At 55.7% G+C, this 12,303-nt stretch carries 15 protein-coding genes; 7 read left to right on the forward strand and 8 right to left on the reverse strand.

Annotated features, from left to right (window positions below):
• Positions 1-642: a bifunctional 4-hydroxy-2-oxoglutarate aldolase/2-dehydro-3-deoxy-phosphogluconate aldolase gene (kdgA, locus tag SK62_RS08440; RefSeq protein ID WP_003859774.1), complete on the forward strand. Its 642-nt coding sequence runs from the start codon at positions 1-3 to the stop codon at positions 640-642.
• Between the two features lie 74 nt (positions 643-716).
• On the opposite strand, the gene purT is transcribed toward kdgA, so the two are convergent.
• The gene (purT, locus tag SK62_RS08445) at positions 717-1,895 is read right to left on the reverse strand and encodes a formate-dependent phosphoribosylglycinamide formyltransferase (protein ID WP_047719456.1); all 1,179 of its coding nucleotides are present in this window, start codon (positions 1,893-1,895) and stop codon (positions 717-719) included.
• A 171-nt stretch (positions 1,896-2,066) separates the two neighbouring features.
• Here purT and SK62_RS08450 point away from each other — a divergent pair, with 171 nt between their 5' ends.
• Both SK62_RS08450 and ptrB read left to right on the forward strand, forming a co-directional pair.
• The gene (locus SK62_RS08450; protein ID WP_047719457.1) at positions 2,067-2,717 is read left to right on the forward strand and encodes a tellurite resistance TerB family protein; all 651 of its coding nucleotides are present in this window, start codon (positions 2,067-2,069) and stop codon (positions 2,715-2,717) included.
• A gap of 75 nt (positions 2,718-2,792) precedes the next feature.
• Positions 2,793-4,868: an oligopeptidase B gene (gene ptrB, locus SK62_RS08455; RefSeq protein ID WP_017693247.1), complete on the forward strand. Its 2,076-nt coding sequence runs from the start codon at positions 2,793-2,795 to the stop codon at positions 4,866-4,868.
• On the opposite strand, the gene exoX is transcribed toward ptrB, so the two are convergent.
• From exoX to SK62_RS08470, 3 genes are all read right to left on the reverse strand, one after another.
• Entirely contained in the window at positions 4,850-5,512 is a 663-nt protein-coding gene (exoX, locus tag SK62_RS08460; RefSeq protein ID WP_047733794.1) for an exodeoxyribonuclease X, read from the reverse strand. The two genes, ptrB and exoX, sit on opposite strands and share 19 nt — an antisense overlap.
• 24 nt (positions 5,513-5,536) lie before the next feature.
• Positions 5,537-6,187: a carbon-nitrogen hydrolase family protein gene (locus SK62_RS08465; protein WP_003859783.1), complete on the reverse strand. Its 651-nt coding sequence runs from the start codon at positions 6,185-6,187 to the stop codon at positions 5,537-5,539.
• A 111-nt stretch (positions 6,188-6,298) separates the two neighbouring features.
• Positions 6,299-6,529, reverse strand: coding sequence for a DNA polymerase III subunit theta (locus tag SK62_RS08470; protein WP_003859784.1), 231 nt, complete (start codon positions 6,527-6,529; stop codon positions 6,299-6,301).
• A gap of 137 nt (positions 6,530-6,666) precedes the next feature.
• Between SK62_RS08470 and yobA the strand changes: the two genes are divergently transcribed.
• From yobA to SK62_RS08485, 3 genes are read left to right on the forward strand one after another with little or no spacing between them, the layout of a single operon-like run.
• The gene (yobA, locus tag SK62_RS08475) at positions 6,667-7,038 is read left to right on the forward strand and encodes a CopC domain-containing protein YobA (RefSeq protein WP_023296802.1); all 372 of its coding nucleotides are present in this window, start codon (positions 6,667-6,669) and stop codon (positions 7,036-7,038) included.
• A gap of 1 nt (position 7,039) precedes the next feature.
• Positions 7,040-7,909 (forward strand): copper homeostasis membrane protein CopD, encoded by an 870-nt coding sequence (copD, locus tag SK62_RS08480; protein WP_047719459.1) that lies wholly within the window; start codon positions 7,040-7,042, stop codon positions 7,907-7,909.
• Positions 7,910-7,925: 16 nt separating this feature from the next.
• Positions 7,926-8,264: a YebY family protein gene (locus tag SK62_RS08485; RefSeq protein WP_003859787.1), complete on the forward strand. Its 339-nt coding sequence runs from the start codon at positions 7,926-7,928 to the stop codon at positions 8,262-8,264.
• 125 nt (positions 8,265-8,389) lie between these two features.
• Here SK62_RS08485 and SK62_RS08490 read toward each other — a convergent pair whose 3' ends face one another.
• Entirely contained in the window at positions 8,390-8,587 is a 198-nt protein-coding gene (locus SK62_RS08490; RefSeq protein WP_017693250.1) for a hypothetical protein, read from the reverse strand.
• A 45-nt stretch (positions 8,588-8,632) separates the two neighbouring features.
• On the reverse strand, positions 8,633-9,613 hold the full coding sequence (locus SK62_RS08495) for a VirK/YbjX family protein (protein ID WP_047719460.1): 981 nt from the start codon (positions 9,611-9,613) through the stop codon (positions 8,633-8,635).
• Between the two features lie 167 nt (positions 9,614-9,780).
• On the opposite strand from SK62_RS08495, the gene pphA reads away from it, so the two are divergent.
• Complete coding sequence (gene pphA / locus SK62_RS08500) at positions 9,781-10,425, forward strand: protein-serine/threonine phosphatase (protein ID WP_015570293.1); 645 nt, start codon at positions 9,781-9,783, stop codon at positions 10,423-10,425.
• A 34-nt stretch (positions 10,426-10,459) separates the two neighbouring features.
• Here the strand turns inward: pphA and SK62_RS08505 are convergent, their stop codons facing one another.
• On the reverse strand, positions 10,460-10,699 hold the full coding sequence (locus SK62_RS08505) for a YebV family protein (protein WP_003859885.1): 240 nt from the start codon (positions 10,697-10,699) through the stop codon (positions 10,460-10,462).
• A 106-nt stretch (positions 10,700-10,805) separates the two neighbouring features.
• Positions 10,806-12,269, reverse strand: coding sequence for a 16S rRNA (cytosine(1407)-C(5))-methyltransferase RsmF (rsmF, locus tag SK62_RS08510; RefSeq protein ID WP_017693253.1), 1,464 nt, complete (start codon positions 12,267-12,269; stop codon positions 10,806-10,808).
• Between the last annotated feature and the right edge of the window lie 34 nt (positions 12,270-12,303).

The raw sequence follows: 12,303 nt of genomic DNA on the forward strand, positions 1-12,303 counted from the left end.
ATGAAAAACTGGAAAACAAGTGCAGAAGCAATCCTGACCACTGGCCCTGTCGTGCCGGTTATTGTGGTAAACAAACTGGAGCACGCTGTCCCAATGGCGAAGGCACTGGTTGCGGGTGGCGTTCGCGTTCTGGAAGTGACCCTGCGTACCGCCTGTGCGATGGATGCGATCCGTGCTATCGCCAAAGAAGTGCCGGAAGCGATCATTGGTGCCGGTACGGTTCTGAATGCGCAGCAGCTGGCGGAAGTGACCGAAGCGGGCGCACAGTTTGCCATCAGCCCGGGGCTGACTGAGCCGCTACTGAAAGCCGCAACCGAAGGTTCTATTCCGCTGATCCCGGGTATCAGCACCGTTTCTGAACTGATGCTGGGCATGGACTACGGCCTGAAAGAGTTCAAATTCTTCCCGGCTGAAGCGAACGGCGGCACCAAAGCGTTGCAGGCCATTGCGGGCCCATTCTCCCAGGTGCGTTTCTGCCCAACGGGCGGCATCTCTCCGGCCAACTACCGTGACTATCTGGCGCTGAAAAGCGTGCTGTGCATCGGCGGCTCCTGGCTGGTTCCGGCGGATGCGCTGGAAGCAGGCGACTGGGATCGCATCACTAAACTGGCTCGCGAAGCGGTAGAAGGCGCGAAACAGTAAGTTTGTTTGCCGGGTGTCGGCTGCGCCTAACCCGGCCAGCCAGACAGTTAAAACGGGCCTTTCGGCCCGTTTTTTTATCCTGCTACGCTGACGTTCGCAGCCGCTCTTTTTGCTCTCGCGACGGCTTCGTCCACATTTTCCCCGGTCGCTAATGCCACGCCCAGACGACGGCTTCCGTCGATCTCCGGTTTGCCGAACAGCCGGACCTGCAAGCCTGCGCCAACCGCACCTTCGACGTTATCAAAGGTGACATTCTGGCTGGTCAGCTGCGGCAGGATCACCGCCGAGGCTGCCGGGCCGTACTGACGGATGCCGCCAACCGGCAGACCGAGGAAAGCGCGTACATGCAGCGCGAACTCAGAGAGATCCTGTGAAATCAGCGTAACCATCCCGGTATCGTGCGGACGAGGGGAGACTTCGCTGAAGATCACCTCGTCGCCGCAAACAAACAATTCCACGCCGAACAGGCCGTAGCCGCCCAGCGCCAGCACCGTCTTGCGGGCGATCTCCTGTGCGCGTGCCAGCGCCAGCGCGCTCATCTGCTGCGGCTGCCAGGATTCGCGATAATCGCCGTCTTCCTGCCGATGACCAATCGGGTCGCAGAAATAAACGCCATCCACGGCGCTGACGGTGAGCAGGGTAATTTCAAAATCAAACTTCACCACGCCTTCCACGATGACGCGCCCGGCCCCGGCTCGGCCTCCCTGCTGGGCATAGTCCCAGGCGTTGTCCAGCGTGCTGCTGTCGCGGATAAAGCTCTGCCCTTTGCCGGAGGAGCTCATTACCGGCTTAATGATGCACGGGTAGCCAATCTCCTCTACGGCCTGGAGAAACGCAGCTTTATCCCCGGCAAAACGGTAGCTGGAGGTCGGGAGCTGTAATTCTTCTGCCGCCAGGCGACGAATGCCTTCCCGGTTCATGGTCAGTTTTGCCGCAGTGGCGCAGGGCACCACGCGCTGGCCTTCCTGTTCAAGGGCAATCAACATCTCAGTGGCAATGGCCTCAATTTCAGGTACCACGAAATCCGGTTTTTCGTCGGCAATTAACCCCCGCAGCGCATTACCGTCAAGCATATCGATGACGTGCGAGCGATGCGCGACGTGCATGGCGGGCGCATTCGCGTAACGGTCCACCGCAATCACTTCCACACCTAAACGCTGGCATTCAATGGCCACTTCTTTACCCAGTTCACCCGATCCCAACAGCATGACGGGCGTCGCGGCGGGACGCAGCGCGGTTCCTAAACGAGTCATAAAAATCCCCCTGAAAAAGATGCGGGCAGTATAAACGAAAACGTTTGCGTCTGTCTTGTATGGGGATAACCGGACAGCAGGGAAATTTGCGCTTCTTTAGTACTGACAGACATTTCCTGACACCCGCTCGCTTAGGCTGTGAAGGTTACGCACTGTTACGTGAGGAAAAATATGTCAGGCTGGATGAATCAACTGCAATCCCTGTTGGGACAAAAAGGCTCGTCGTCCGGCGAGCAGGGTCTGAGCAAGCTGCTGGTGCCGGGTGCGCTCGGCGGGCTGGCCGGTTTGCTGGTTGCCAATAAATCATCGCGGAAACTGCTTACCAAATACGGTACCGGCGCGCTGCTGGCGGGCGGAGGGGCTATTGCAGGCTCCGTCTTATGGAACAAATACAAAGACAAGGTGCGCATCGCGCATCAGGATGAACCGCAGTACGGGAAGCAGGTATCGCCGTTAGATTTACGCACCGAGCGGTTGATCCTCGCCCTGGTCTTTGCGGCCAAGAGCGACGGGCATATTGATGCCAGTGAACGTGCCGCAATTGAACAGCAGATGCGGGAAGCGGGCGTTGAGGAGCAGGGCAGGGCGCTGGTGGCGCAGGCCATCGAACAGCCGCTTGACCCGCAGCGTCTGGCGCAAAGCGTGAAAAACGAAGAAGAGGCGCTGGAACTCTATTTTCTGAGCTGTGCCGCCATCGATATCGATCACTTTATGGAGCGCAGCTACCTGAACGCCCTGGGCGATGCGCTGAAGATCCCACAGGACGTTCGTGAGGGAATTGAGCAGGATATTCAGCAGCAGAAGCAGACCCTCGTGGGCTAGAAGGCCATGTTTCGCTTGCATCATACGCGTGTTTTGCCAACCTTATAGGATGTAAAACGAAAAAGTAAGAATGCCATGCCTCCAAAAGCCCGACGTACTCCTTATGCGATCACCACGCATGGCGATACGCGTATCGATAACTACTACTGGCTGCGGGACGATTCTCGTTCCCGGCCAGAGGTGCTGGACTATCTGCACGAGGAAAACGACTATGGCCGCCAGGTCATGGCCAGCCAGCAGGCGCTTCAGGATCAACTTCTGAAGGAAATGGTGCAGCGTATCCCCCAGCGTGATGTCTCTGCTCCGTGGTGCAAAAACGGTTATCGCTATCGCCATATTTATGAGCCGGGAAACGAATATCCCATCTACCAGCGCCAGTCTGTGCTGAGCGCCGAGTGGGATGAATGGGAGATCCTGCTGGATGCAAACAAACGTGCTGCCCACAGTGAGTTTTATACGCTGGGCGGCATGTCCATTTCCCCCGATAACGCCATTATGGCGCTGGCTGAGGATTACCTCTCCCGCCGCCAGTACGGTTTGCGTTTCCGCAATCTTGAAACGGGAAACTGGTATCCCGAAATGCTGGATAATGTCTCCCCCGATTTCGTCTGGGGTAACGATTCAGAAACGGTCTACTACGTTAAAAAGCATGTCTCAACGCTGCTGCCTTATCAGGTCTGGCGTCATACGGTGGGGACCGATTCCGCCGACGATGAACTGGTGTATGAGGAAAAAGATGAGACGTTCTATGTCAGCCTGCACAAAACGTCGTCTCGCCACTATGTGATCATTTTCCTCTCCAGCGCCACCACCTCGGAAGTGCTGCTGCTGGATGCAGAGCTGCCGGATGCGCAGCCGCTGTGCTTCCTGCCGCGCCGTAAAGATCATGAGTACAGCCTGGATCACTTCCAGCACAGCTTTTACCTGCGTTCGAACCGCGAGGGCAAAAACTTTGGCCTTTATAAAACCAAAGTGCGCGATGAACGCAAATGGGAAGTGTTAATTCCCGCGCGCGATCAGGTGATGCTGGAGGGGTTCACCCTGTTTACCGACTGGCTGGTGGTGGAAGAGCGTCAGCGCGGACTGACCAGTATCCGCCAAATCAATCGCAAAACCCGCGAAGTGGTGGGCATTGCGTTCGATGACCCGGCTTACGTAACGTGGATCGGCTTTAACCCGGAACCGGAATCGTCCCGCCTGCGATACGGCTATTCGTCGATGACCACCCCGGATACGTTGTTTGAACTGGATATGGACACCGGGCAGCGTCAGGTGATTAAACAGGCTGAGGTCCGGGGTTTTGAGTCGGAAAATTATCGCAGTGAGCACCTGTGGGTGACCGCACGCGACGGCGTTGAAGTCCCAGTGTCGCTCGTCTATCACAAGGCGCACTTCAACAAAGGTAAAAACCCCATCCTCGTCTATGGCTATGGCTCCTATGGATCCAGCATGGACGCCGATTTCAGCAGCAGCAGGCTGAGCCTGCTCGACCGCGGTTTTGTTTATGCGATTGCCCATATTCGCGGCGGCGGCGAGCTGGGTCAGCACTGGTATGAAGACGGAAAATTTCTCAAAAAGAAAAATACCTTTAATGACTACCTTGATGTTTGCGATGCGCTGATCGCGCAGGGTTATGGCGATCCGCAGCTCTGCTTTGGCATGGGGGGCAGCGCCGGGGGCATGCTTATGGGCGCCGTGATCAACCAGCGGCCTGAACTGTTTAAAGGCGTTATCGCCCAGGTGCCGTTTGTGGACGTGGTGACGACCATGCTGGATGAGTCCATTCCGCTGACCACCGGGGAGTTTGAGGAGTGGGGGAACCCGCAGGATGAAACCTATTATCGCTACATGAAAGAGTACAGCCCGTACGATAACGTCGAGGCGAAAGCCTATCCGCATATGCTGGTGACCACCGGCCTGCACGATTCCCAGGTACAGTACTGGGAGCCCGCGAAATGGGTGGCGAAGTTGCGTGAGCTGAAAACTGACGATAATTTGCTGCTGCTGTGTACCGATATGGACTCGGGGCACGGAGGGAAATCAGGGCGATTTAAATCCTATGAAGGGGTGGCGCTGGAGTACGCCTTTTTGATTGGCCTGGCGCAGGATACGCTGCCAGGCCGGGCGGGGACTCAGGCTTCGCCTAAATAATGCTTCAGCGTCAGGCGCAGTTCCGGGCTCATTTTGTCGAGGTTGTTGTACAGCCAGCGCAAATAGCCCGGATCTTTGTCCGCCACTTCCGATACTGGCTTCCCGCGATATTTTCCGAACGTAAAGGTGGTCAGTAGCGCAGGGCGCCCGGTAATGGTCGCCATATCGTCTGGCGTCCAGCCGGAAGTATTCATGATATCAATCAGGAGCGCTGCGGTGATGTAGCAGTCGTAAAGAGCGCGGTGATGATGCAGCCCTTCCGGCGTCCGTACGCTGAGTTTGCGCGACTTATACAGCGCCATATTGCTGTATTTGATCCCCGGCCACAGACGGCGCGCCAGCTTCATAGTGCAAATCCATTCGCCGGGCATCTCCGGCAGCACGCGGCGGTCAAAGCTGGCGTTATGGGCCACATACCACTGGCTACCGTGGTAAAGAGGGATGATCTCTTCAATCCACGGCTTATCCGCCACCATCGATTCCGTAATACGATGTATCGCCATCGCCTGCGCACTGATGGGACGATCCGGGCGCACCAGATGGCTCATGGGGTTGACTATCTTTCCGTCAATCACGTCGACAGAAGCGACTTCCACAATTCCACCCTGCAAATCACAGGTTTCGGTATCGATAACGCGCAGCATTGATCGCTCCTGATCCAAAAATGCCTAGCCTAATGGAATGATATCGCCTTGCCAACCCTGTTGGCCTAAAGAACCGGTTAGCAGCAGTTCTCCCTTATCCGCACGTACGATCAGCTGACCTTTTTCATCCCATAACGCGCTACCGCCGCGCGCGTTCGCCATTAATACCGCGATGGCGTACTTGTGCGCGAAGCGTTGTAACGAACCGATGGATTGCCGCCAGCGATGCTCGCCCACGGCCAGGCTGCTGGTGAACAGCGTTGCCTCCGGGTCCAGTTCCGGGGCGTCAGCCTGGTTATCCACGATGGTTAACCGTTTATCGCCAGGAATAACACCCGCACCGTTGCCCTGCGGATAACGCCGAATGGTCGACAGGTTAGGGGTGAAAAGCGCGAGTCCTTTCTGGCGCTGGCCGTGTTGCTGGAGCGTAATACCAGCAATCACCGTGATGAAACGTGACTGGGCGGCGTGAAGGAGGGGGGCAAGCTGCAAATCGTCAGGGGGTGGGGGTAAGGATGTTCCGCCTGGACCGGTAAGCGAAAGCTCCGGAAAGACGATCAAATCGCACCCATGCCAGGCAGCCTCGGCAATAAAGTGCAGGTGATGTTTTACGTGCTCATCAACACAGTTGTGCCGCGGGGCATACTGAGCCGCGGCAATATTCCATCGTGACATCGTGACTTCCTTATACACTAAGTCGCTGGGATTTTAAGATTACACCTAAATTTATCAGGGTTTTCTTATCCTGCCACATAACGCGTAAGGAAGTGTAACGAGACGTTAAGCTTATTTAACTTTAGGTTCGTACGGCAGGCGCGAGAGATTGACGGAGGCGAGGCGATGCGCAATGAGACGTTCGCGAAACCAGTCGCGCAGATGCGCGGGTTGTTCACGCTCTACCACTTCAGCCACGACGGGCATGTTGTAACGCTCTTTGAATGCGACCCCCGCGGCGGCGAGATCGACATTCACTTTGTCCATCTCGTCCTGAGGAAGGGCGGCCAGATTAACGTTCATTTCCTTCTCCTTTTTCTGCGGCGGCAACGTTACCGCGATTGTTCAACGATGACAAGGGAGCAAAGGATGTTCCTCGACTCGTTAATTATACAGAGTTATTCTTTAGCATTCAGGCATAACGAAAAGGAATGATTGTGATGCATTTTACCCCTTCCCGTGTCGCGTGCGCGCTGGTCTTTCTGCTCTCTTCAGCCATCACGCCCTCAGTTCTGGCCCATGCGCATCTTAAGCAGCAATCCCCGCAGGAAAATACCGTTGCGGTGGCACCAGAGGTCATTACCCTGAACTTCTCGGAAGGCATTGAGCCTGCCTTCAGCGGCGTGGTGGTGACGGACGCGCAGCAGCACAAGATCCAGACCGGCGCGGTGAAGCGTGACGAGAAGGATAACGCAAAGCTGATTGTTCCTCTTGAGAAACCGTTGACGTCCGGCACCTACACGGTGGACTGGCATGTGGTCTCCGTGGATGGCCACAAAACCAAAGGCAGCTATCACTTTAGCGTGAAATAGCATGCTGACCCTGAGCTACGTCGCGTTACGCTTTATCCATTTTGCTGCGCTGATGCTGCTTTTCGGCAACGCGCTTTACAGCGTCTGGTTTGCGCCGTCTTCGTTGCAGCGCCTCACGGCCCGGCGTTTCCAGCGGCAGCAGAAACTCGCGGCCTTAATCAGCCTGATAGCGGCTCTGCTGATGTTTGGCCTGCAAAGTGGGTTGATGGGCAACGGCTGGGGCGATGTCATTCGTCCGGCGGTCTGGCGCAGCGTGCTGGGAACGCAATTTGGCGGCGTCTGGTTGTGGCAAATGGTGCTGGCCGTTGTGACGGCGGGCGCTGCATGGCTTACCCCGCAAAAAGGCTCACGGCTGTTACTGCTCGCGATGGGGCAGCTGGTGCTGCTGGCGGGCGTGGGACATGCCGCGATGAACGGTGGCGCACCGGGAGCGTTGCATCGTCTCAACCATGCGCTTCACCTGCTCTGCGCCGCGACCTGGGTGGGTGGTTTACTGCCGCTGCTGTTTTGTATGCGTCTGGCGAAAGGCCGCTGGCAGCCAGCCGCTATCTTTACCATGATGCGCTTCTCCCGCGTGGGGCATTACGCCGTGGCAGGCGTGCTGCTGACCGGGATAATCAATACGCTCTTTATTGTTGGCATAAACGTGCCGTGGCAGGCGCCTTATGTCCAGCTGTTGTTGTTCAAATGTGCGCTGGTCATGATGATGGTGGCAATTGCGCTGGCGAATCGGTATTTTCTTGTGCCACGCTTTCGCCCGGAGGCCGGGCGGGAACAACAGATTTTTATCAGGATGACACAGGCAGAGGTGGTGCTGGGCGCGCTGGTACTGGCCGCCGTCAGCCTGTTCGCGACCTGGGAACCCTTCTGACAAGGTTAAATAACATATGAAAAAGACACTGCTTTCTCTTTTACTTCTCACCTGTGCCAGCAGTGCGTTAGCCGCGCCGCAGGTCATCACTGTCAGCCGGTTTGAAGTGGGTAAGGACAACTGGGCATTTAATCGTGAAGAAGTCATGCTTACCTGCCGTCCCGGTAACGCGCTGTATGTCATCAATCCCAGTACGCTCGTGCAGTATCCGTTAAATGACGTGGCGGAGCAGCAGGTTGCCAGCGGGAAAAGTAACGGACAGCCTGTCAGCGTGATCCAGGTAGATGACCCGGCAAACCCCGGGCAGAAGAAGAGTCTGGCACCGTTTATTGAGCGCGCTGAAAAGCTCTGCTAGCCGTCAGGTTTCCAGTAAAAAAAAACCGCAGGTGCTTGTAAAAGCTCTGCGGTTTTTCACATTTAGTGATGTTCTGACGCTTTTTTTCAGACCACTTTTGCTGTGGACTGGAAAACCTGACGTCGTCATCTATTCTTAAAGGGCAAGGCGATTGAGCCTGCATTAATGCCAACTTTTAGCGCACGGCTCTCTCCCAAGAGCCATTTCCCTGGACCGAATACAGGAATCGTATTCGGTCTCTTTTTATCTGCTTGAAAATAAACGATAAAATCCGGTTTTCGTCTCAGCAGAAGGTTCACTTCCTGTGCGCCTGCCTCAAACATACCACAACCCGGCAGGCGTAAGTCCAGTCCTTTTTGGCTGTTTTGTTAAATTTTTGTTTGTATTTTGCCTGAGACGACTGCGGGACCAATGCGCGCATGTACGGAAGCCGCAATATCATCAAGTAACGCAAAGCGGCGACGGTATTCGGCGCGTTTTTTGCTGGCAATCTCATCCAGTGCTTTACGCTCTATCTGAAGCGGCAACTGCCAGCAGAAGGGGGAGAGTTTCTTTCCGTTCAGGCCTTCCCAGAACTCGTCGTAGCTGGCGTGAAAATGACGGCCTTTGCTCAGACGGTAGCGCAGCGCGCGGAAAACATGGCCTTCATCGCTGACGGCAAAAATCGCGCTAATGTTCGAGCGTGAGGCAAGCTGGAAGATCACCTCCATCAGCACGCGTTTCGGGAAAAGCCCATGGCAGGCACGGGTAGCCTGCTTAATCACCTCCCGTGAAACATGACGACGTGGACCCTGAAGGCCGCCGATCACCAGCACCGTACGGCCGTTACTGCGTGCGACACAGAACGTCAGGCTGGCAAGCAGCGTATTGTCATTGTCGTGCAGCCAAAGCGTGCTTTCGCCTTCGCGTTCGGCCTTACCTGCGGACGAGGCGTGGACGGTATAGATTTCGCCGTTTTTTGCCTCGAACCGGACAACCGGCACCTCTTGCGGGCTGGTCAGCGCGTGGGCGAGGGCGATGTTTTTCAGACTATCAATCCACTGATAGTGGCTGACGATAGCATCGGCCCGATCGTTTGAGTTCAGGCCGCGCATCAGATACTGGCGGTGAGTTTTGCTCGGCAAGGTAATTTGAGAGGTGAGCAGCCTGTCGAAATCATCGCGCCCGGACAGGGCCTCCAGCATGCGATGGGTGGAGGACCAGAATAAAAGCGAGCGCAGTAGGAACTTTAACCGGTAATCACGTTTGTGCCAGATTGGGCCGGGAACGCGTTTTCCTCTCACCAGTTCAGAAATAATATTTGTGCGATGCGGATAAAAAACATCGTTTTGCAGGTGTATGTTTGACACGTGAAAATCCCTCTTTTTATTCCGCTCTATTTTAAAGGCCAGGGAATAAGGGATTAATAGCGCAGCGATCTTTATTTCCGGCTGGTTTATGGTTTGTTTGGATTGGCAAAATCCAACGCCAGCTCATGACATTTTCTGTGGCAGCTATACTTCTTACAGGAGGCGTTATGTATCAGAAAATAGAGGGAGAACACTGGCGTCATGTCTGGGTTGTCAGCGATATTCATGGTTGCTATCAGTGGCTTATGGATGAGCTGAAACGACGGCATTTTAATCCTGATACGGATCTGCTGATCTCGGTGGGGGATATTATCGATCGCGGGCCTGACAGCGTAAAATGTTTACAACTGATGCAGGAAAACTGGTTTTATGCGGTACGCGGTAATCACGAGCAAATGGCGTTAGATGCGCTTGAAAATAATGATTTTAGTCTCTGGTCGATAAATGGCGGTAACTGGTTTACCGGGCTTAAGGACGCTCAACAAAAACAGGCGAAGGGTTTACTCGATGCGTGTCGGGACTTACCGCACATTATTGAAATAACCTGCAAAAACGGTCTGAACGTGATTGCTCATGCGGATTATCCCTCCGCCGAATATGGCTGGCATAAGCCGGTGGATGCCCAGCGCGTGCTGTGGGATCGCGACCGGCTAATGGGTTTTATGGTGGGCAAAGGGCAGGGCATTAGCGGTGCGGATCACTTCTGGTTTGGACATACGCCTGTGGACAAACGCTACGATTTTAACAATCTGCACTACATTGATACGGGGGCAGTATTCGGGGGCTTTCTGACGCTGGCGCAGCTTCAGTAATAAATAACCCGCCTTCGGGCGGGTTCTCTTTGAGTCAGGCAAGACGCAAGACCCAGGCATCGGTTTTACTGTCGTAATGCTCACGGTACAGAACGGAATGTTCCCCATCAAGGATCGCCGGGACGCTGGTATCTGCATCCCAGGCGTCCAGCTGCATGCACAAATCCGGATCGGATTTGCAGGGAATACTTAACGTTCGTTCGCCTTGTGATTCGCCGCGCAATTCAGCGTCGTCGATTTCAAAAGCGCCAATGCGTACGCTGGTTTTCGTCATAATGCTCTCCGGTTTGTTGCCCAAAATCTGGTATGACCAGTGCAGTCACCCATTCTTGATCCTAGACAAGGAGAGCGAAATCGCCAGTAAAAAAATGCGCTTTTTTTCAGGCGCTGCGGTTGTTACCGGTAAACAGGCGGCCATCGCGTACCAGTTCGCGCGGATAGCTGTTTTTCAGCCGCGAGCCGACTTTTTTCGCCAGCCCCAGCGGATAGCCCTGATACGTCACGATGACTTCATCCTGTGAGGGGCCGTCTTCCGGGTAAACGTCACGACCGCGATACCACTCTTCCGCTTCCTGATGCGTCAGGGCAAAGGTGTTCTCACTGCCGGCCAGCGCAATGACCGCTTCGTGCTGCCAGCGATAGCCTTTGTTGTGGATCTCCGCCAGGCGAATACCGAGGCGGGAGAAACGCACCTTACCAATCAGCGGTTCGATGTTGACCGGGAACAGCCACAGCTCTTTGTCACGCATCCAGAGGCGCAGGCTCTCATCCCAGTGCAGGCCGACTTTGCTCGCAGCCGCTTGCGCCTGTGCCGCCTCACGGCCTTTGACCGGCGTGAACGGGAAGTTGCCGACCTTAAACTTAGGGGCAGGCAAGGGATCGACGGCGCGGGTTTTACGCAGACGGGCAACAAAGAAGCCTTCGCAATCGTAAATCTGCGGGAAGACATGCAGGAAGCCTTCAGGCGTGGCCGCATGACTGGCCGAGTCGAAGAGGGTGTCCAGCGGCAGAAACTCGACGGCATCCGCATAGCGTTGCTTGAGCCACAGGCAGACGTCCTCGTTTTCATCGCGATTCAGCGTGCAGGTAGAGTAAACCAGCGTCCCGCCTGGGCGCAGGGCATGAAACGCGCTGTCGATCAGTTCGCGCTGTGTGGCGGCGATCTCCAGGTTGCTTTCAACGGACCAGTTTTTTAACGCATCAGGATCTTTACGCACCACGCCTTCGCCGGAGCAGGGCGCGTCGAGCAGGATGGCATCAAAGGCTTCCGGCAGGGCAGCGCCAAACACGCGACCATCGAAGTGCGTTAACGCGACGTTGTGGATCCCGCAGCGGCTGATATTGGCGTGCAGGACTTTAACGCGGCTGGCGGAAAATTCGTTGGCGAGGATCGCGCCGCGGTTGTTCATCCGGGCGGCAATCTGCGTGGTTTTAGAGCCCGGCGCCGCCGCGACATCCATAACCCGCTCAGGCTGGTTCCCGTCGGCAAACAGCGCAGCAACCGGCAGCATGGAGCTGGCTTCCTGAATATAAAACAGCCCGCTCAGGTGCTCGGCGGTGCTGCCGAGCGGCAGGCTCTCCTCGTCATCCCGTTCGATCCAGAAACCCTCTTCACACCACGGCACTGGCGTTAATTGCCAGCCGTAGGGGGAGACGAGATCCAGAAACGCCCCGACGCTGATTTTCAGCGTATTGACGCGAATACTCCGGCGCAAAGGGCGCTGGCAGGCGGCAACGAAATCGTCGAAAGAGAGATGAGCTGGAAGCGCCTCGCGCATCTGTGCGAGGAATTGTTCGGGAAGAAATACGGAGTTTTGAGCCACGGGCACACCACAGGGAAACATTCAGGCGCGCAGTGTAACATAAAGGCTCCGGCGC

Source organism: Enterobacter sp. BIDMC109 (genome assembly GCF_001037885.1).
Classification (GTDB): domain Bacteria; phylum Pseudomonadota; class Gammaproteobacteria; order Enterobacterales; family Enterobacteriaceae; genus Enterobacter; species Enterobacter hormaechei_C.